This window comes from Streptomyces sp. NPDC026301 (assembly GCF_055567935.1).
In genome coordinates, this window is record NZ_JBVHPN010000026.1 from 42,525 (window position 1) to 60,746 (window position 18,222).

Genomic DNA, 18,222 nt, shown 5'->3' on the forward strand with positions numbered 1-18,222 from the left:
CGAGCATCATGCGAAGGTCAGTTCCGGTCGCGGCGATCGCGGCCATATCCAGTGCGGGCCTTTTGCTGGCCGGCTGCAGTGGCGGCAAGGACGCAAGCGGCGGGTCGTCCGCGGCGAACGCCGCGACGAAGGGCGTCGTCAACGCCTCGGACGCGAAGGGCGGGACGGTCAACTACGCGATCAGCGACGCCCCCGAGTCCTTCGACCCGGGCAACACCTATTACGCCTTCATCTACAACTTCAGCCGTCTCTACGCGCGTCCGCTCACCACCTTCAAGCCGGCCCCCGGCGAGAAGGGCAACGAGCTGGTGCCCGACCTCGCCGAGTCGATGGGCAAGCCCACCGACGGCGGCAAGACCTGGACGTACAAGCTCCGCAAGGGCGTGAAGTACGAGGACGGCAAGCCCGTCACCTCGCAGGACGTGAAGTACGCGGTGGAGCGCTCCAACTTCGCGCGCGACACCCTCTCGCTCGGCCCGAACTACTTCCAGCAGTTCGTGGAGAACAAGGACAAGTACAAGGGTCCGTACAAGGACAAGTCCAAGGCCGGGCTGAAGTCCATCGAGACGCCGGACGACCACACGATCGTCTTCCATCTGAAGAAGGCGTTCGCGGAGTTCGACTACCTGGTGTCCGCGCCGCAGACCGCGCCGGTCCCGCAGGCCAAGGACAAGGGCGCCGACTACACCAAGAGCGTCGTCTCCACGGGCTCGTACAAGTTCCAGAGCTACCAGGAGGGCAAGCAGCTCGTCCTGGTGCGCAACCCGCAGTGGTCCGCCAAGACCGACCCGCTGCGCAAGCAGCTCCCGGACAAGATCGTCCTGAAGATGAAGGTCGCCCAGTCGACCATCGACAAGGACCTGCAGTCCGGCAACACCCAGATCGACCTCGCCGGGCGCGGCGTGGACGGCCAGACCCAGGCCCAGCTGCTGACCGACCCGAAGCTGAAGGCGAGCACGGACAACGCGCTCGGCCAGCGGCTCGTCTACACGGCGATCAACTCCAAGGTGAAGCCGTTCGACAAGCTGGCCTGCCGCCAGGCCGTGCAGTACGCGATCGACAAGCGCGCCGTGCAGACCTCGCTCGGCGGCCCGATCCGCGGTGACATCGCCTCCACCGTCCTGCCGACCGACATCCCCGGGTACCAGAAGTTCGACCTGTACCCGCAGAAGTACGACGCCAAGGACAAGCTGGACCTGACCGAGGCGAAGAAGAAGTGGAGCGAGTGCGGGGCCGGCAAGACCGACACCACCATCCTCGCCCGCTCGGACCGCCAGGACGAGGTCGACGCGGCCACCACCGTCATCGACTCGCTGAAGAAGATCGGCATCAACGCCAAGATCCAGCAGTACCCGACGAGCAAGTACTTCTCGGACTACGCGGGCGTGCCGAAGTTCAACAAGAAGAACAACGTCGGTCTGATCATGATGCAGTGGGGCTCGGACTTCCCGACGGGCTACGGCTACCTGCAGCAGATCCTGAACGGCAAGGCGATCAGCCAGTCCGGCAACACCAACCTCTCCGAGCTGGACGACCCGGCGATCAACAAGCTGCTCGACACCGCCATCGCCAACACCGACCAGGCCGCGCGCGAGAAGGCGTACGCCGAGATCGACAAGAAGACGATGGAGCAGGCGGTGATCGTGCCGCTGACCTACTTCAAGGTGCTGATGTACCGCTCGCCGGAGGCCACGAACCTGGTGTCCACCTCGGCCTTCAGCGGTCAGTACGACTACCTCAACGTCGGCGTCAAGAAGTAGCAGCCCCGGAAGGCAGGTGAAGGCATTGGTGCCCGCGGGCCGCCGCAGGCCCGCGGGCACCGACGCCGCAGTCCCGTGTTCTCGTACATCATCCGCAGGTTGATCAGCGCAGTGATCCTGCTGCTGATCGTCAGCGCGGTCACCTTCGGCATCTTCTTCCTGCTGCCGAAGCTGGCCGGGCAGTCCTCCGACCAGCTCGCGCAGCAGTACATCGGCAAGGCCCCCACCGCCGCGGACATCGCCGCGGTGAAGAAGAACCTCGGCTTGGACAAGCCGGTGTACGAGCAGTACTGGGACTTCCTCAAGGGCATCTTCGCCGGCGTCGACTACAAGTTCGGCCCCGACGTGGCGCACTGCCACCGGCCGTGTTTCGGCTACTCCTTCAAGACCCACATCGAGGTCTGGCCCGAGATCCAGTCCCGGCTCCCGGTGACCCTCTCGCTGGCCGCCGGCGCCGCCGTGGTCTGGGTCGTCTCCGGCGTCGCCACCGGCGTCCTCTCCGCGCTGCGTCCCGGCTCCCTCTTCGACCGGGCGGCGATGGGCGTGGCGCTGGCCGGTGTCTCGCTCCCCATGTTCTTCACCGGCGCCCTGGCGCTGGCCCTGTTCACGTACCAATGGCCGATCTTCGAGCGCAGCGATTACCTACCGCTGCTGGAGGATCCGTTCGGCTGGGCGCGCACGCTCGTCCTGCCGTGGGTCACCCTGGCGTTCCTCTACTCGGCGCTGTACGCCCGGCTCACCCGCGCCGGCATGCTGGAGACGCTGAACGAGGACTACATCCGTACCGCACGGGCCAAGGGCCTGCGCGAGCGCAAGGTCGTCGTCCGGCACGGCCTGCGCGCCGCGCTCACCCCGATCATCACCGTCTTCGGCATGGACCTCGGCCTGCTGCTCGGCGGCGCGCTCATCACCGAGCAGGTCTTCTCCCTCCAGGGCGTGGGCGCCTTCGCCGTCCAGGCGATCACCGCCAACGACCTGCCCAACATCCTCGGCGTCACCCTGCTCGCCGCCTTCTTCATCGTCCTGTGCAACCTGGTGGTGGACGTCCTGTACGCCGCCGTCGACCCGCGGGTGAGGCTCTCGTGACCGACTCCGACGACCTGACGAAGACCGCACCGGCGGCGGCCTCGGCCGCGATCGCCGAGCCGGTCGCGGAGGGCGGCGCGGCACCCACCGCGTTCCTCGAAGTACGCGACCTGAAGGTGCACTTCCCGACCGACGACGGCGTCGTGAAGTCCGTCGACGGGCTCTCCTTCAAGCTGGAGAAGGGCAAGACCCTCGGCATCGTCGGCGAGTCGGGGTCCGGCAAGTCCGTGACCTCGCTCGCCGTGATGGGCCTGCACCGGGCCTCCCGGCGGCAGCGCGACAAGGTGCGGATGTCCGGCGAGATCTGGCTGGACGGCCAGGAGCTGATCGGCGCTGACCCCGACGACGTACGGCGGCTGCGCGGTCGCGAGATGGCGATGATCTTCCAGGACCCGCTGTCCGCGCTGCACCCCTTCTACACGGTCGGCCAGCAGATCGTGGAGGCGTACCGCGTCCACAACGACGTGAACAAGAAGACCGCACGCAAGCGCGCGATCGAGATGCTGGACCGGGTGGGCATCCCGCAGCCCGACAAGCGCGTGGACGACCACCCGCACCAGTTCTCCGGCGGCATGCGGCAGCGCGCGATGATCGCGATGGCGCTGGTCAACAACCCCGAGCTGCTGATCGCCGACGAGCCGACCACCGCGCTGGACGTCACCGTCCAGGCGCAGATCCTGGACCTCATCCGGGACCTGCAGAAGGAGTTCGGCTCCGCCGTCGTCATCATCACCCACGACCTGGGCGTGGTCGCCGAGCTCGCGGACGACCTGCTGGTGATGTACGGCGGGCGGTGCGTGGAGCGGGGCCCCGCCGAGAAGGTCTTCTACGAGCCGCAGCACCCCTACACCTGGGGCCTGCTCGGCTCGATGCCGCGCATCGACCGCGATCAGACCGAGCGCCTGATCCCCGTCAAGGGCTCGCCGCCCAGCCTGATCAACGTCCCCTCCGGCTGTGCCTTCAACCCGCGCTGCCCGTACGCGGACGTCCCGAAGGACAACCTCACCCGTACGGTCCGCCCCGAGCTGCGCCAGGTCGACGGCCGGCACTTCTCCGCCTGCCACATGTCGCAGGAGGAGCGGGAGCGGATCTGGACCGAAGAGATTGCGCCGAAGCTGTGACCGAGACGACTGACGAACAGAACGCGACGAGCACGCCGGGGGAGGCCGCGCCGCTCCTGAAGGTGCGCGGCCTGGTCCGGCACTTCCCGATCACCAAGGGGCTGCTCAAGCGCCAGGTGGGCGCGGTGCAGGCGGTCGACGGCATCGACTTCGAGGTGTACCCGGGCGAGACGCTGGGCGTGGTCGGCGAGTCCGGCTGCGGCAAGTCCACGATGGGCCGGCTGATCACGCGGCTGGACGAGCCGACCGGCGGCCGCATCGAGTTCGAGGGCCGGGACATCACGCACCTGTCGACCGGCGGGATGCGCCCGATGCGCCGCGACGTCCAGATGATCTTCCAGGACCCGTACGGCTCGCTGAACCCGCGGCACACCATCGGCGGCATCGTCGGCACCCCCTTCCGGCTCCAGGGCGTCGAGCCCGAGGGCGGCGTGAAGAAGGAGGTGCAGCGGCTGCTGGAGCTGGTCGGGCTGAGCCCGGAGCACTACAACCGGTACCCGCACGAGTTCTCCGGCGGCCAGCGCCAGCGCATCGGCATCGCCCGCGCGCTCGCGCTCAAGCCCAAGCTGGTGGTCGCCGACGAGCCGGTCTCCGCGCTGGACGTCTCCATCCAGGCCCAGGTCGTGAACCTGATGGACGACCTCCAGGAGGAGCTGGGCCTGACGTACGTGATCATCGCGCACGACCTGTCCGTCATCCGGCACGTCTCGGACCGGATCGCGGTGATGTACCTCGGCAAGATCGTGGAGCTGGCGGACCGCAAGTCCCTGTACGAGGCGCCGATGCACCCGTACACCAAGGCGCTGCTGTCCGCCGTCCCCGTACCGGACCCCAAGCGGCGCACCGAGCGGGACCGCATCCTGCTCAAGGGCGACGTGCCCTCGCCGATCAACCCGCCGTCCGGCTGCCGCTTCCGCACCCGCTGCTGGAAGGCGACGGAGGTGTGCGCGACGACCGAGCCGCCGCTGGTGGCGCTGCGCACGGGGCACCAGGTGGCGTGCCATCACCCGGAGAACGCCCCCGACCAGGTGCCGGGCCAGGCCTCGGACGAGGCCCCGGAGTCGGTCGGTAAGGAGTCAACCACTCCGTAATTGCTGATGAGTTGGCAAAGTGACGGGTGTGACGGAACGGGAGAGTGCAGAGTCGGCGCGGTTGTTCATCATGCATCCGTGTGTTCGAAGGGACCGGCTCACCCATGGCACTCTCCCGTTCAGCACGTCACAGAACCCGCCTGCTCGCGCTCGCGATCGCGGCCGCCTCGGCGTTCACCGTCGCCGCGGCGCCCGGTGGCTCGCCCGGTGACCCGGGCGCAGGGGACACCTACTTCCCGAACCTGGGCAACGGCGGCTTCGACGCCCTCCACTACGACCTCGGCGTCCGCTACGACCCGGACACCGACCGCCTCGACGGCCGCACCACCCTCACCGCGAAGGCCACCGAGAACCTCAGCGCCTTCGACCTGGACCTGCAGAAGCTGGCGGTCGCCTCGGTACGGGTGAACGGCGAGCGGGCCCGCTTCGGCCGCTCCGGCGACGAGCTGACCATCACCCCGAACTCCGTCCTGCGCAAAGCCCAGCGCTTCACCGTGCGCGTCGAGTACGGCGGCGTGCCCGAGCCGCTCGGCGGCCCGATCGTCTTCGGCTCCCAGTACGGCTGGATGAAGACCGCGGACGGCGTCTTCGTCGGCTGCGAGCCCAACGCCGCCTCCACGTGGTTCCCCTCCAGCGACCACCCCGGCGACAAGGCCACGTACGACATCCGCATCGACGCGCCCAAGGGCCTGACCGGCGTCTCCAACGGCCGGCTGGTCGCCGCGTACGAGAAGCACGGCCGCTCCTACGCGCACTGGCGCGAGACGAAGCCGATGGCGACCTACCTCGCGACCGCCACCATCGGGAAGTTCGACGTCCGTACCGGCACCACGCCCGGCGGCGTCCCGGTCTACACGGCGATCGACCCGACCCTGCCCACCGGCGGCGTCGACGTCTACGGCGTCACCTCGGAGGCCACCGACTACTGGTCGAAGGTCTTCGGTCCGTACCCCTTCGAGGAGACCGGGGCGATCGTCGACGACATGCCGCAGGCGGGCTTCTCCCTGGAGACCCAGTCCAAGCCCGTCTACTCGGCCGTGCGCAGCGAGTCCACCATCGTGCACGAGCTGGCCCACCAGTGGTTCGGCGACTCCGTCTCCGTGGCCAAGTGGCAGCACATCTGGCTGAACGAGGGCTTCGCCACGTACGCGCAGTGGCTGTGGAGCGAGCACAAGGGGCAGCTCAGCGCGCACGACTCCTTCCTGAAGGCGTACCGGGCGCGGCCCGCCGACTCCGACTTCTGGAACGTGCGGGTCGGCGATCCGCAGCGGGACACGATGTTCTCCTCGGCGGTGTACCAGCGGGGCGCGATGACCCTGCAGGCGCTGCGCGAGCGCATCGGCGACAAGGCGTTCTTCCAGCTGCTGCCGGCCTGGACGCGGCAGCACCGGTACGGCAACGCCAGTACCGCGCAGTTCATCGCGCTGGCGGAGCGGATATCCGGGCAGCAGCTGGACGACCTCTTCGACACCTGGCTCTTCACGGACAGCAGGCCGGCGCTGCCGTAACGGGCGGGAAAATCGCAGGTGGCGGCGGGGAGAGTGCGCGCTTTCGCCGCCACCCGGCGAGAGGGTGAGACGCCTCTACCGGTCGGTAATAATTCCATGTACCGTGCACCGCATGGCAGAGGTGACCATAGGCAACAGCGAGTTCGACCGTGACACGGCCATCGTGCGCCGCTCTCCCGGCGTGTACGACGCGGAGCTCTCCGCGGGCTGGACGATCATCCACGCGGTCAACGGGGGCTACCTCCTCGCGCTGATGGGCCGCGCCCTGGGCGACGCGCTGCCGCACCCCGACCCGATGACGGTCACCGCCCACTACCTCACCGCCTCCCGGCCGGGACCGGCCGTGATCCGCACCGAGGTCGTGCGCACCGGGCGCACGATGTCGACCGGTACCGCGACCCTCGTCCAGTTCGAGGAGGACGGCACCGAGGTCGAGCGGCTGCGCGTACTGGCCGCCTACGGCGACCTCGACGCGCTCCCGGACGACGTCCGCACCACCGCCAAGCCGCCCGCCATGCCGCCCCTCGCGGAGTGCTTCGGGACCGACGCCGCGCCCGAAGGCCGCCCGGCCCTCCCCGGCAGCTCGGCGATCACCGACCGGCTCGACGTCCGCCTGGACCCCGCGACCTGCGGCTGGGCCGTCGGCGCGCCCAGCGGCAACGGCGAGATGCGCGGCTGGTTCGGCCTCGCCGACGGCCGCGACGCCGACCCGCTCTCGCTCCTCCTCACGGTCGACGCGCTGCCGCCCACCGCCTTCGAGATGGGCCTGAAGGGCTGGGTCCCCACCGTGGAGCTCACCACCCACATCCGCTGCCGCCCGGCCCCCGGCCCGCTCCGCGTCTCGATCACCACCCGCAACCTCGCCGGCGGCTTCCTCGAAGAGGACGCCGAGGTCTGGGACGCCGACGACCGCCTGGTCGCGCAGTCCCGCCAGCTGGCCCGGGCGCTGCTGGACTGAAGCGCGTAGGGTGCGCCTGACAGCGGTTTTACGGAGGGTGCCTCCGAGCGCCGGGCATGCGCCGGGTACGCGCTCCCGTAGGCTGCCCGGCAGCTCGTAGAATCGTGCGCACCATGGTTTACCTCGACCACGCCGCCACCACCCCGATGCTTCCGGAGGCGGTGCAGGCGATGACCGCCCAGCTGACCGTCACCGGCAATGCCTCCTCGCTGCATGCCGCCGGCCGGCGTGCCCGCCGTACCGTCGAGGAGGCCCGGGAATCCCTCGCCACCTCGCTCGGCGCACGCCCCAGTGAGGTGGTCTTCACCGCGGGCGGCACGGAGGCCGACAACCTCGCCGTCAAGGGCCTGTACTGGGCCCGCCGGGACGCCGAGCCGTCCCGTACCCGCGTACTGGCCAGCCCCGTCGAGCACCACGCCGTGCTCGACGCGGTCGAGTGGCTCGCCGAGCACGAGGGCGCGCGGGTGGAATGGCTGCCGGTGGACGCCCACGGGCGCGTGCACCCGGACGCCCTGCGCGAGGCGATCGCCACGGACCCCTCGGACGTCGCGCTGATCACCGTCATGTGGGCCAACAACGAGATAGGGACCGTCCAGCCGGTCGCCGAACTGGCCGCGGTCGCGGGCGAATTCGACATCCCGATGCACGCGGACGCGGTCCAGGCGTTCGGCCAGCTGGAGGTCGACTTCGGCGCGAGCGGGCTGGCCGCGATGACTGTGTCCGGGCACAAGATCGGCGGCCCGTACGGCATCGGGGCGCTGCTGCTGGGCCGCGCGTACGCGCCCGTGCCCGTGCTGCACGGCGGCGGCCAGGAGCGCCACGTACGCTCCGGCACCCTCGACACGCCCGCGATCGCGGCCTTCGCCGCGGCCGGCCGGCACGCCGTCGCGCACCGCGAGGAATTCGCGCGCGAGATCGGCGCCCTGCGCGACGAGCTGATCACGGCCGTACGGGCTGCCGCACCGGACGCCGTGCTCGGCGGCGACCCCGACCCGGCGGGCCGGCTGCCCGCCAACGCGCACTTCTCCTTCCCCGGCTGCGAGGGCGACTCCCTGCTGCTCCTCCTGGACGCGCAGGGCATCGAGTGCTCCACCGGCTCGGCCTGCACGGCCGGCGTCGCCCAGCCCTCCCACGTCCTGCTCGCCGCCGGCATGGAACCGGACCTGGCCCGCGGCACGCTCCGCTTCTCCCTCGGCCACACCTCCACGAAGGAGGACGTCGCGGCACTGGCGGAGGCGATCGGCCCGGTGGTCGAACGAGCACGGAGCGCGGGGCTGAGCTGAGCGGCCGGGCCGCCGGGCGCGACCGGTACGCGGCGGTGCCGGGCCCGGCGGCCGGGCCCGCGGCGGCCTACGCCGGGGCCTTCCCCGGGTCCCGGCCCTTCCCCGGATTCCGGGACAGCGCCTCCCGCACCAGCCCCATGTACCGGTCCCAGTCCCAGTGCGGCCCCGGATCGGTGTGATCGGCCCCCGGCACCTCGATGTGGCCGATGACATGCTTCCGGTCCGCCGGAAACCCGTACCGCGCACAAATATCCGCCGTCAGCCGCGCCGAGCTCTCGTACATCGCGGCCGTGAAGTCCTGCGGCCGGTCGACGAAGCCCTCGTGCTCGATGCCGATGCTGCGCTCGTTGTACTCCCGGTTGCCTGCGTGAAAGGCGACATCCAGCTCCCGGACGGTCTGCGCGACATGCCCGTCCTTCCGGACGACGTAGTGCGCGGCCGCGCCGTGATCGGGATTGCGGAACACCCGCAGGGCGGTCGCATAGCTGCCCTGCACCACATGGATCACCACCCGGTCGATCACATAGTCGGCCGGGCGGTCGGCCCGCCGCCAGTTCGTCCCGGACGCGGCGGACCACTGCGCGCTCCGATAGTCCACCTCGCCCGGTTTGCGCGGTTTCTCCTGACCGGGCAGTCGCCACCACCAGCGCGCCACCTCGTCGTGCGCCGCCAGCCCCGCGGCCGCCACCGCGACCGTCCCGCCGATCAGCACCGCGCGGCGGCCGATGTTTCTGCGGCCCGTGTGATCACCGTCTCCCATGCGCTGAACAACGCTCACCACCCGCCTCCCGGTTCCGCCCGGCGGCCGGACACCTCTCCCCGTCCACCCCTGTCAGCGGTTCCGTCTACTCTGGAAGAGCTATGACTGACGCTCCCCGCCGCCTTCGCGTGCTCGCCGCCATGTCCGGCGGTGTCGACTCCGCCGTCGCCGCCGCCCGCGCCGCCGAGGCGGGCCACGACGTGACCGGCGTACACCTCGCGCTCTCCGAGAACCCCAAGTCCTTCCGCACCGGCGCGCGCGGCTGCTGCACGATCGAGGACTCGCACGACGCCCGCCGCGCCGCCGACGTCATCGGCATCCCCTTCTACGTCTGGGACCTCGCCGAGCGCTTCCGCGAGGACGTGGTGGACGACTTCGTCGCGGAGTACGAAGCGGGCCGCACGCCCAACCCGTGCCTGCGCTGCAACGAGAAGATCAAGTTCGCGGCGCTCCTCGACAAGGCCCTCGCCCTCGGCTTCGACGCGGTCTGCACGGGCCACTACGCCACGGTCGTGACCCGTGAGGACGGCAGCCGCGAGCTGCACCGCGCCTCCGACATGGCCAAGGACCAGTCCTACGTCCTCGGCGTCCTGGACGAGCGCCAGCTGGCGCACGCCATGTTCCCGCTCGGCGACACGCTCACCACGAAGGCCGAGATCCGCGAAGAGGCGGCCCGCCGCGGCCTGTTCGTCGCGAAGAAGCCCGACAGTCACGACATCTGCTTCATCGCCGACGGCGACACCCAGGGCTTCCTCGCGAAGCGCCTGGGCCGCGCCGAGGGCGACATCGTCGACGAGACAGGCAACGTCCTGGGCACGCACGAGGGCGCATACGGCTACACCATCGGCCAGCGCAAGGGCCTCCGCATCGGCACCCCGGCCCCCGACGGCAAGCCGCGCTACGTCCTGGACATCTCCCCGGTCGACAACACGGTCACGGTCGGCCCCGCCGCTTCCCTCGACGTGACGGCCCTCACCGCCATCCGCCCCCGCTGGTGCGGCACCCCGCCGGCCGGCCCCGGCACCTACACCGCCCAGCTCCGCGCCCACGGCGACGAGACGGAGGTAACCGCCGAGCCCACCGAGGACGGCTTCAAGGTCACCTTCACCACCCCGGCCCGAGGCGTCGCCCCCGGCCAGGCCGTCGTCCTGTACGACGGGACGAGGGTGGTCGGCTCGGCGACGATCGCGACCACCACGCGGGCCACGGCGGGGGTATGACACAGGCGCTATGGCTGGAAACCGCCCCATCTGACGACACGACGTCCATGCGGGGACCTGTATACGCCGTTTATGCAGGTCAGCGGCGTGGTCTGTACGATCCCCAGGCGCTGTCGACGTCATACGGGGGTTTCAGATGTTCGGAATCGTCAGGCCCTGCACGCATCGCCTGACCGAAGGGCTCAAAGCGGAGTGGATGGCCCATCTGTGCGGCCTCTGTCTCGCGCTGCGTAACGATCACGGGCAGTTCGCCCGGGTGGTCACGAACTACGACGGCCTGATCGTTTCCGTACTGACGGACGCTCAGACCGGCCGTGCGACGGCCGCGCGCCGCACCGCGGGCCCCTGCCCGCTCCGCGGCATGCGGACCGCTTCGGTGGCGCGGGGAGAAGGCGCTCGGCTCGCCGCATCGGTCTCCCTCGTCCTCGCTTCGGCGAAAATACGCGACCATGTCACCGACCGGAACGGACTGCTGCGCCGCCGCCCCGTGGCCGCCGCCGCGCGCAAGGTCGCCGCCGGGTGGGACCGGGCCGGAGCGCGCACCGGCAGCACGCTCGGCTTCGACACCGCCGTACTCGTCGACGCGGTCGACCGGCAGCCGGCCATCGAGCGGCTGGCCGGCCCCGGTACCCCGCTGACGGTCATCACCGAGCCGACCGAGACGGCGACCGCCGCGGCCTTCGCCCACACCGCGGTACTGGCGGGTAGGCCCGGCAACGCCGAGCCGCTGGCTGAAGCCGGCCGCCTCTTCGGCCGACTGGCGCACCTCCTCGATGCCGTGGAGGACCGTGCGGCGGACGCCGCGGAGGGCGCCTGGAACCCGCTCACCGCCACGGGGACCGGCCTCGACCAGGCCCGTCGCCTCTGCGACGACGCGCTGCACGGCATCCGACTCGCCCTGCGCGATGTCGACTTCGCCGACGCCGGGCTCGTCCACATACTGCTCGTCCACGAACTCCGCCGCTCGGTGGACCGCGCCTTCGGCACGACCTTGTGCCGCCACGCCGGGCACGGCGCTGCCCCTGGTCAGCCGCCAGGAGGCTTCGGGGGCGGCGGCTGGGGCGGCGACAAAGGCCCCCACTCGCCGAAGAAGCCCCGCGGTTTCTTCGCGGGCTGCGCGGCCTTCATCGGCCTGTGCTGTACTTGCAAGCTCTGTTGCGCCGACGAGTACGAGGGCCCCTGGTCCCGCAAGAAGCGCGAGGGCTGCTGCAACGACTGCGACTGCGGCGACTGCGGCGACTGCGGCAGCTGCGGCGGCTGCGGCGAATGCTGTGAGTGCTGCGGCTGCTGCGACTGCGGCTGCTGACCGCCGCAATCGCGGTACGCCCTCGCCGCGTCGGATCGCTATGCCGCGTGCTCCCAAGGATTGACGACGGCGACGCCGGTGCGCTCGAAGTGCTTGGCGTTCCGGGTGGCGACGGTCCAGCCATGGGCCAACGCGGTCGCCGCGATCAACGCGTCGGGCGGATCAATGCACGTCCCGGCAGCCTTGAGCTCCCTGTGCAGGGCGACGTACGAAGTCGCCTCGGGCTCATCGATGACGGCGATGCGGTCACGGTATTCCCGCCGCACCTTGTTCAACGCCTCGGCGTAGCGCCGTTGCCGGATCGCGTCGGGCGCGGCTGCGACGCCCGCCTCGATCTCGGCCATGGTGATCACGCTGACGAAGCGGCTGGTGCGTGCGGTCGAATGAAACCAGGAGAGGACGCGTTCATCGGGCCTGGCCCGTGTGGTGAGCTCCGCGATCACATTCGTGTCGAAGAGGAAGATCACTCGCCCGTCTCCTCGTCGTAGGACCGGGCGCCGAATTCCAGTCCCTCGAACGGTGCCGACAGGAGGAACTCTGCGAATCCGTCGAATCCCAAGGTGATCCACCGGTGGAGCATCTCCGGCAGTGCGTCGATGTCCGTGTCCGCCAGCTCGGCGTCGAAGTGGTGTCGCTGGTCCTCCGGGAGCGCCTCACGGATGTCCCGAATCGTGCGCAGAGGGTGCGCAGCACCATCGGGTGTCGTAGGACGTGAGTCGTCATGAGGTGCAGACGGCATCGGTGCCTCCCTCTCTGCGAGTGCGTGCGGCATTTCTGTCCTTTCAGGCTACGGCGAGGGACGCCGGCGTGGGCCGGTGGTGATGGGGTCGTGTCGGCTCAGGCAACGTGCCGTACCTGCCGGAGGCCGCGCAGTCCTGGCAGCGGCCCGGGTGGGTGGCGCGGAAGGCGCGGTCGCAGCCGTCGCAGTTCTGGAGGGGGACGACCGGCGGGCGGCCGGGCTCCGGCGCCGCCGGGCCCATGCGGCCCGTACGGCTCGTACGGGCTGGTGGGCGCAGGACGGCCAGCCGGTGGGCGAGGAGGCGCGCCGGACGGCGGACGATGCGGTCGGGGAGGTTGGCGGTCAGCGCGACGGTGATCTCTTGGGGCGTGATGCCCCGGGTCAGCCAGTCGGCGACCGCCGGTGCGAGCGTCGCGATCTCGCGCTCGGAGAGCAGCAGGCGACGATCGGTGAGAGGGAGATCGATGAGGACGGCGGCGGCGTCGGCGATCTCGGGGGCCCGCTCAACCACGTGTTCCGGGGTGGGGATTGGTTCCGGCGTGGGGCTGGGTTCCGGTGTGCGGTCCGGTTCCGGTACGGGCTCAGCCAGGGGTGCGGGCGGGGGCCCAGCCGGCGCTCCGGGGAGGTCGTACACGAGCGTGCGGGTGGTGATCCGGCCGCGCGGGCTGCGTTCCACGCGCCGCTCCAGCCAGCCTTCCGCCTCCAGCTCCCGCAGGGCGCGTGCGATGGCGATCTTGCCTTCGGAGAAGTGCGCGCACAGGGCCTCGATGGTGGCGGGGGCGCCGTCGGGGAGGGAGAGGAGGTACGCCGCGACACCGACCGTGACCGCGCTGCCGGGGCGCTGGGCAAGGCGGTTGGCGACAATGGTGAAGTCGGCGGTCTGGACGACACGGATGTGGATGATGCCGCCGCTGGCGGAGCAGGGCGCGTTAGACTTCATCGAAGTCATCGGGAAGGGCTCTTCTTCCTGGTGATCAGGCCCTCGATCGGGATTGCCGTCCCGCCGGGGGCCGTAACTTTTTGTGACTGTCGCGGCCGAGCGTAGCGGTATGCCGGGCGAATATTCCCCCAAGTCACCCGAAGGGGTGAGGCGTTGGGAAGCTGCAGGTCACAGACGGTGGGGTAGGTCGGTAGGTTCTTTACCTAGGTTCTTTAGGAGATCGTCCGGTACACCGGCGGGCGGCGGGGCGGAACCTCGCGCCGCCCCACCGGTGCACGGTCAGCCGACTCCAGGAGCGACCTGCGCGAACGCGACGAACTCCGCCCAGGCGCCGGGGGAGACGGTGACGTACGGACGCGCGGTGTCCTTGGAGTCCCGGACACGTATCGCCCCGGGACCGGTCGCCACCTCGACGCAGGCTTCGCCCTCACTGCCGCTGTAGCTGCTTTTGAACCACGCCGGATCGGTGTTCATGACTCTCCTGTCAGCAGACGCTGAATGAAAGCTCGCGACGCCTCGGCGTCGAGGGCCTGGGATCTGATGGTGCCGTAGCGATGACTCAACACGCTGACGTCATCGGGCTCGGTCAGGAAGTAACTGCCCTTTTGCCCCTCGACGTAGACGACGGTGTGGTGGTCCGGCGTCTCCAGCAAGGTCATGGGGCCGTCAAGCCCGGCGTGGGTCTCGCGCGCGAGCGGCATCACCTGCAACTGGACGTTGTGCAGTTCGGAGAGCTTGAGCAGGTGCTTCAACTGGTCTTCCCAGATCGTCCGTCCGCCGATCTTCCGATAGAGCGTGTGCTCCTCCAGCACGAAGGTCATCCGGCAGGCGGGCGTGCGCGTGAGCAGCTTCTGCGTCGCCAGCCGGGCCTGGACGGACTGCTCGATCTCCTCATCGGTCAGACTCGGGCGCAGGCAGCCGAGGACCGCGCGGGCGTACTCCGGGGTCTGCAGCAGACCGTGGAGCAGGTGCGTGCAGTAGACGTGGAGGGCAAGCGCCTGCGCCTGGAGATGGACGTACTCCTCCGCCCACGCCGGGTGATGTTTCTCCGACACGTCCGGGGCCAGGACGCAGAGCAGGCCGTCCGCGCCCAGTACGGCATCCACCGCGTCCACGTACCCCGGCTTCGGCGGGCGTTCGCCGCGCTCGACCATCGCGATGAAGGACTCGGAGTACGGGATGAGCGCGGACAGCTCGCGGCGGGTCAGGTCGCGTTTCTCGCGCAAGTAACGCGACTGCTTGCCGAAGATCAGGAGACTGGTGGGAGGTTCTTTGGACTTGGGCATCGGGCATCCTCCGCTGACGCCGGTCGTGACGGCGGTCGTGCGTCGTACGTCGTACTGCACTGCACGGATCGCACATCCGCTGCCCGTCTCCGCACAACGAATCCGATCCAGTACGCAGAGTAACCGCGACCACTGACAATCGGTCCCATGACGGATGAAATGCCTGGTGAAGTGCCCGTTCACGCCCTTCGGTTGCTGCCGTGGGCGACCGCTGACGGCCGTCCCTGCTACCTCTCGACCGACGGCACGGGGCCCGTATCCGCGCTCGCCGACAGCGTCGAGCGGATCCAGCTCGACATGGGCGCGGAACTCCTGCGGCACGCCCGTGCGATGCACGGTGACCCGAAGGTCACGGATGCCGAGTTCCGCTACCTGTCCCTCCGTCTGGCGGAGGCGCTGAGTGATGCGCTGCGCGTGGCGGACTGCCGTGCCCGTCGGTGATCGGAGGGCTAGCTGTCGGCCAGGGCCGCGAGGCCCTTGCGGAGGTCGTCCGCGTTCATGACCGGTGAGTACTGGACTTTGGCACCGAGTTCGAGGAAGAACGGCTCTCCGGTCTTCGGCATCTGGGACGAGTCCTGCATATCGAAGAAGATGTACGCCGTACGGCAGCCGTTCTCAGTGGTGAAGTAAGCCGCTTCGGGACGGAGGGCCGTCAGCGCATTCTCGATCGTCTTCGGAAGAGTGCCGTTTCTGATGGCATCGTTGGCCGTTGGTGTGGCGAGCTGGGCCTTGAGCAACATTCGCATGGGAAACCCCTTCCGGCCGGGCGGGTGCTCCTTGAGGGGTACCGAAAGGACCCGGTCGTGCATAACCAGCCTCCCGCCGCCCCGCCATGGCGGCAACGCGGGAGCGGAGCCCACCGGGTGCGCACCGGAAGTTCCACTCGGGTTCCAGGCCAACCGGATACCGTGCGTGGCGGGCGGGGACATAGAGTCGCGGGGCGACGGGACGTCAACGGCCGCCCAGGGGAAGGAAAATGATCGTGACGGTGCAAGCGGATCGTACGGAGCGTACGGAGGACAAGGCCGCCGGGGATCACCGGGCCGGTCCGGCCGGCCTGTATGCCGAACTGGTCCGGCGCAATCCCGGAGAGCCGGAATTCCACCAGGCGGCTCTGGAAGTGCTGGAGACCCTGGACCCGGTGCTCACCGCGCGCCGCGAGCTGGCCGACGCCCGCATTCTGGAGCGCGTCGTCGAGCCGGAGCGGCAGATCATGTTCCGGGTGCCGTGGATGGACGACAAGGGGCGGATCCACGTCAACCGCGGCTTCCGGGTGGAGTTCAACAGCGCCCTCGGCCCCTACAAGGGCGGCCTGCGCTTCCACTCCTCGGTCAACCTCGGCATCGTGAAGTTCCTCGGCTTCGAGCAGATCTTCAAGAACGCGCTGACCGGCCTGAACATCGGCGGCGGCAAGGGCGGCAGCGACTTCGACCCGCACGGCCGGTCCGACGCCGAGGTCATGCGGTTCTGCCAGTCCTTCATGACCGAGCTGCACCGCCACCTCGGGGAGCACACCGACGTACCGGCCGGCGACATCGGCGTCGGCGGCCGCGAGATCGGCTATCTGTTCGGCCAGTACCGGCGGATCACCAACCGCTGGGAGGCCGGGATGCTCACCGGCAAGGGTCTGGAGTGGGGCGGCTCGCTGGTCCGTACGGAGGCCACCGGGTACGGAAACGTACTGTTCACCGCTGAGATGCTGAAGGAGCGCGGCGAGGACCTGGACGGCCGGCAGGTCGTGGTCTCCGGTTCCGGCAACGTCGCGATCTACACGATCGAGAAGGCGCAGGCCCTCGGTGCCAACGTGCTGACCTGCTCGGACTCCGGCGGGTACGTCGTGGACGAGAAGGGCATCGACCTTGATCTGCTGAAGCAGATCAAGGAGGTCGAGCGCGGCCGCATCAGCGACTACGCGGAGCGGCGCGGGTCCTCGGCGACGTACGTGCCCGGCGGCTCCGTGTGGGACGTACCCGCCGATGTGGCGCTGCCCTCGGCCACGCAGAACGAGCTGGACGAGGACGCCGCGCGCGTCCTGGTGCGCAACGGCGTGAAGGCGGTGTCCGAGGGCGCGAACATGCCCACGACGCCCGGTGCGGTCGCGGTGTTCCGGGAGGCCGGGGTGGCCTTCGGGCCCGGCAAGGCGGCCAACGCGGGCGGCGTCGCGACGAGCGCGCTGGAGATGCGGCAGAACTCCGCACGGGAGTCGTGGACCTTCGAGCGTACGGAGGGCGAGCTCGCGGCCATCATGGAGAACATCCACCGCACGTGCTTCGAGACGGCCGAGCGGTACGGCCGCCCCGGCGACTACGTCGTGGGCGCGAACATCGCCGGGTTCGAGCGGGTCGCGGACGCGATGATGTCGCAGGGCCTGATCTGAGGCCGGTACGGCGTTTGATCTGACGAGCGGCTCCTACGGGTGGGCGGGGAGCGGGGCGGCGTACGTACGTCTGCTGCCCGCCGCTGCCCGCCCGTATGGTTGCGGTATGAACATTTGTGTCTTCTGCTCCGCCGCCGACCTCTCCGAGAGCTACACCGTCCCCGCCCGTGAATTCGCCGAGCTGATCGGCAAGGGCGGGCACGCGCTGGTGTGGGGCGGCTCGGACACCGGCCTGATGAAGGTCATGGCCGACGGCGTGCAGGAGAACGGCGGCCGGCTCATCGGCATCTCCGTGGAGTTCCTGGCCCACAAGGCGCGCGCGGGCGCGGACGAGATGGTGATCACCGCGGACCTCGCCGAGCGGAAGGCGGCGCTGCTCGCCCGCGCCGACGCCATCGTGGTGATGGTCGGCGGCACCGGCACGCTGGACGAGGCCACCGAGATCCTGGAGCTGCGCAAGCACGGGATGCACACCAAGCCCGTCGTGATCCTGAACACGAACGGCTTCTACGACGGGCTCAAGCAGCAGTTCCAGCGCATGGAGGCGGAGAACTTCCTCCCGGTGCCGCTCACCGAGCTGGCGTTCTTCGCCGAGGACGGCGTGGGCGCGCTGGCGTACCTGGAGGAGCAGGCGGGGGTGCGGGGCTGACAGCCGGCGCGGCGTGCGGGCGAGTTAGTACGACTTTCGCGCTGGCCCCGATTGCGCAGACCCGGAGGCCCCCACCAGGGGGATACCCAAGCGGGCGCGCGGATATCCGGCGGGGACAGCCGAGCGGCGCGCGGATAT

The 18,222-nt window shown here is 69.8% G+C and carries 19 protein-coding genes; 12 read left to right on the forward strand and 7 right to left on the reverse strand.

What is annotated here, in order from left to right; translation table 11 throughout:
- Positions 1 to 8 precede the first annotated feature (8 nt).
- The 7 genes from ACZ4MH_RS31625 to ACZ4MH_RS31655 all read left to right on the forward strand — a co-directional run bounded on the left by ACZ4MH_RS31625 (position 9) and on the right by ACZ4MH_RS31655 (position 8,807).
- Entirely contained in the window at positions 9 to 1,760 is a 1,752-nt protein-coding gene (locus tag ACZ4MH_RS31625; protein WP_351589936.1) for an ABC transporter substrate-binding protein, read from the forward strand.
- Between the two features lie 75 nt (positions 1,761 to 1,835).
- Positions 1,836 to 2,846: an ABC transporter permease gene (locus ACZ4MH_RS31630; protein WP_351589938.1), complete on the forward strand. Its 1,011-nt coding sequence runs from the start codon at positions 1,836 to 1,838 to the stop codon at positions 2,844 to 2,846.
- Positions 2,843 to 3,967: an ABC transporter ATP-binding protein gene (locus ACZ4MH_RS31635; RefSeq protein ID WP_467754813.1), complete on the forward strand. Its 1,125-nt coding sequence runs from the start codon at positions 2,843 to 2,845 to the stop codon at positions 3,965 to 3,967. Before ACZ4MH_RS31630 ends, ACZ4MH_RS31635 begins: the two co-directional genes overlap by 4 nt.
- Positions 3,964 to 5,058, forward strand: coding sequence for an ABC transporter ATP-binding protein (locus tag ACZ4MH_RS31640; RefSeq protein WP_351589940.1), 1,095 nt, complete (start codon positions 3,964 to 3,966; stop codon positions 5,056 to 5,058). Before ACZ4MH_RS31635 ends, ACZ4MH_RS31640 begins: the two co-directional genes overlap by 4 nt.
- A 104-nt stretch (positions 5,059 to 5,162) precedes the next feature.
- Positions 5,163 to 6,566, forward strand: a complete 1,404-nt coding sequence (locus tag ACZ4MH_RS31645) for a M1 family metallopeptidase (protein ID WP_351589941.1) — start codon at positions 5,163 to 5,165, stop codon at positions 6,564 to 6,566.
- A 112-nt stretch (positions 6,567 to 6,678) separates the two neighbouring features.
- On the forward strand, positions 6,679 to 7,524 hold the full coding sequence (locus ACZ4MH_RS31650; RefSeq protein WP_351589944.1) for a thioesterase family protein: 846 nt from the start codon (positions 6,679 to 6,681) through the stop codon (positions 7,522 to 7,524).
- Positions 7,525 to 7,637: 113 nt separating this feature from the next.
- Positions 7,638 to 8,807: a cysteine desulfurase family protein gene (locus ACZ4MH_RS31655; RefSeq protein WP_351590070.1), complete on the forward strand. Its 1,170-nt coding sequence runs from the start codon at positions 7,638 to 7,640 to the stop codon at positions 8,805 to 8,807.
- 67 nt (positions 8,808 to 8,874) lie between these two features.
- On the opposite strand, the gene ACZ4MH_RS31660 is transcribed toward ACZ4MH_RS31655, so the two are convergent.
- The gene (locus ACZ4MH_RS31660; protein WP_351590073.1) at positions 8,875 to 9,567 is read right to left on the reverse strand and encodes an N-acetylmuramoyl-L-alanine amidase; all 693 of its coding nucleotides are present in this window, start codon (positions 9,565 to 9,567) and stop codon (positions 8,875 to 8,877) included.
- A gap of 101 nt (positions 9,568 to 9,668) precedes the next feature.
- Here ACZ4MH_RS31660 and mnmA point away from each other — a divergent pair, with 101 nt between their 5' ends.
- Together mnmA and ACZ4MH_RS31670 are read left to right on the forward strand one after the other, a co-directional pair.
- Positions 9,669 to 10,787 carry a tRNA 2-thiouridine(34) synthase MnmA gene (gene mnmA, locus ACZ4MH_RS31665; RefSeq protein WP_351589947.1) on the forward strand — a complete coding sequence of 373 codons (1,119 nt, stop codon included), beginning with the start codon at positions 9,669 to 9,671 and terminating at the stop codon, positions 10,785 to 10,787.
- Positions 10,788 to 10,923: 136 nt separating this feature from the next.
- Positions 10,924 to 12,093, forward strand: a complete 1,170-nt coding sequence (locus ACZ4MH_RS31670; RefSeq protein ID WP_351589949.1) for a DUF5685 family protein — start codon at positions 10,924 to 10,926, stop codon at positions 12,091 to 12,093.
- A 38-nt stretch (positions 12,094 to 12,131) separates the two neighbouring features.
- Here the strand turns inward: ACZ4MH_RS31670 and ACZ4MH_RS31675 are convergent, their stop codons facing one another.
- The 5 genes from ACZ4MH_RS31675 to ACZ4MH_RS31695 all read right to left on the reverse strand — a co-directional run bounded on the left by ACZ4MH_RS31675 (position 12,132) and on the right by ACZ4MH_RS31695 (position 15,058).
- Positions 12,132 to 12,560, reverse strand: a complete 429-nt coding sequence (locus ACZ4MH_RS31675; RefSeq protein WP_351589952.1) for a type II toxin-antitoxin system VapC family toxin — start codon at positions 12,558 to 12,560, stop codon at positions 12,132 to 12,134.
- Positions 12,557 to 12,832 carry a hypothetical protein gene (locus ACZ4MH_RS31680; RefSeq protein WP_351589955.1) on the reverse strand — a complete coding sequence of 92 codons (276 nt, stop codon included), beginning with the start codon at positions 12,830 to 12,832 and terminating at the stop codon, positions 12,557 to 12,559. Before ACZ4MH_RS31680 ends, ACZ4MH_RS31675 begins: the two co-directional genes overlap by 4 nt.
- Positions 12,833 to 12,875: 43 nt before the next feature.
- Positions 12,876 to 13,781 carry a hypothetical protein gene (locus ACZ4MH_RS31685; RefSeq protein WP_467754814.1) on the reverse strand — a complete coding sequence of 302 codons (906 nt, stop codon included), beginning with the start codon at positions 13,779 to 13,781 and terminating at the stop codon, positions 12,876 to 12,878.
- Positions 13,782 to 14,051: 270 nt separating this feature from the next.
- Positions 14,052 to 14,246: a DUF397 domain-containing protein gene (locus ACZ4MH_RS31690; protein ID WP_351589961.1), complete on the reverse strand. Its 195-nt coding sequence runs from the start codon at positions 14,244 to 14,246 to the stop codon at positions 14,052 to 14,054.
- Entirely contained in the window at positions 14,243 to 15,058 is an 816-nt protein-coding gene (locus tag ACZ4MH_RS31695; protein ID WP_351589964.1) for a helix-turn-helix domain-containing protein, read from the reverse strand. The genes ACZ4MH_RS31690 and ACZ4MH_RS31695 overlap by 4 nt, the downstream gene beginning before the upstream one ends.
- A 147-nt stretch (positions 15,059 to 15,205) precedes the next feature.
- Here ACZ4MH_RS31695 and ACZ4MH_RS31700 point away from each other — a divergent pair, with 147 nt between their 5' ends.
- A complete protein-coding gene (locus tag ACZ4MH_RS31700; protein WP_351589966.1) occupies positions 15,206 to 15,499 on the forward strand; it encodes a hypothetical protein in 294 nt (97 codons plus the stop codon).
- A gap of 8 nt (positions 15,500 to 15,507) precedes the next feature.
- Here the strand turns inward: ACZ4MH_RS31700 and ACZ4MH_RS31705 are convergent, their stop codons facing one another.
- Positions 15,508 to 15,804: a hypothetical protein gene (locus ACZ4MH_RS31705; RefSeq protein WP_351589969.1), complete on the reverse strand. Its 297-nt coding sequence runs from the start codon at positions 15,802 to 15,804 to the stop codon at positions 15,508 to 15,510.
- A gap of 311 nt (positions 15,805 to 16,115) precedes the next feature.
- Between ACZ4MH_RS31705 and gdhA the strand changes: the two genes are divergently transcribed.
- Together gdhA and ACZ4MH_RS31715 are read left to right on the forward strand one after the other, a co-directional pair.
- Positions 16,116 to 17,435, forward strand: a complete 1,320-nt coding sequence (gdhA, locus tag ACZ4MH_RS31710; protein ID WP_351590076.1) for an NADP-specific glutamate dehydrogenase — start codon at positions 16,116 to 16,118, stop codon at positions 17,433 to 17,435.
- A gap of 106 nt (positions 17,436 to 17,541) precedes the next feature.
- Positions 17,542 to 18,084, forward strand: coding sequence for an LOG family protein (locus ACZ4MH_RS31715; protein WP_351589971.1), 543 nt, complete (start codon positions 17,542 to 17,544; stop codon positions 18,082 to 18,084).
- Positions 18,085 to 18,222: the final 138 nt, after the last annotated feature.

Bases quoted from the DNA above. Each gene is read 5' to 3' on its own strand.
- ACZ4MH_RS31625 (WP_351589936.1), top strand. From the start codon at position 9: ATGCGAAGGTCAGTTCCGGTCGCGGCGATCGCGGCCATATCCAGTGCG.
- ACZ4MH_RS31645 (WP_351589941.1), top strand. From the start codon at position 5,163: ATGGCACTCTCCCGTTCAGCACGTCACAGAACCCGCCTGCTCGCGCTC.
- ACZ4MH_RS31650 (WP_351589944.1), top strand. From the start codon at position 6,679: ATGGCAGAGGTGACCATAGGCAACAGCGAGTTCGACCGTGACACGGCC.
- ACZ4MH_RS31655 (WP_351590070.1), top strand. From the start codon at position 7,638: ATGGTTTACCTCGACCACGCCGCCACCACCCCGATGCTTCCGGAGGCG.
- ACZ4MH_RS31660 (WP_351590073.1), bottom strand. From the start codon at position 9,567: ATGGGAGACGGTGATCACACGGGCCGCAGAAACATCGGCCGCCGCGCG.
- mnmA (WP_351589947.1), top strand. From the start codon at position 9,669: ATGACTGACGCTCCCCGCCGCCTTCGCGTGCTCGCCGCCATGTCCGGC.
- ACZ4MH_RS31670 (WP_351589949.1), top strand. From the start codon at position 10,924: ATGTTCGGAATCGTCAGGCCCTGCACGCATCGCCTGACCGAAGGGCTC.
- ACZ4MH_RS31680 (WP_351589955.1), bottom strand. From the start codon at position 12,832: ATGCCGTCTGCACCTCATGACGACTCACGTCCTACGACACCCGATGGT.
- ACZ4MH_RS31685 (WP_467754814.1), bottom strand. From the start codon at position 13,781: ATGACTTCGATGAAGTCTAACGCGCCCTGCTCCGCCAGCGGCGGCATC.
- ACZ4MH_RS31690 (WP_351589961.1), bottom strand. From the start codon at position 14,246: ATGAACACCGATCCGGCGTGGTTCAAAAGCAGCTACAGCGGCAGTGAG.
- ACZ4MH_RS31695 (WP_351589964.1), bottom strand. From the start codon at position 15,058: ATGCCCAAGTCCAAAGAACCTCCCACCAGTCTCCTGATCTTCGGCAAG.
- ACZ4MH_RS31700 (WP_351589966.1), top strand. From the start codon at position 15,206: ATGACGGATGAAATGCCTGGTGAAGTGCCCGTTCACGCCCTTCGGTTG.
- ACZ4MH_RS31705 (WP_351589969.1), bottom strand. From the start codon at position 15,804: ATGCGAATGTTGCTCAAGGCCCAGCTCGCCACACCAACGGCCAACGAT.
- ACZ4MH_RS31715 (WP_351589971.1), top strand. From the start codon at position 17,542: ATGAACATTTGTGTCTTCTGCTCCGCCGCCGACCTCTCCGAGAGCTAC.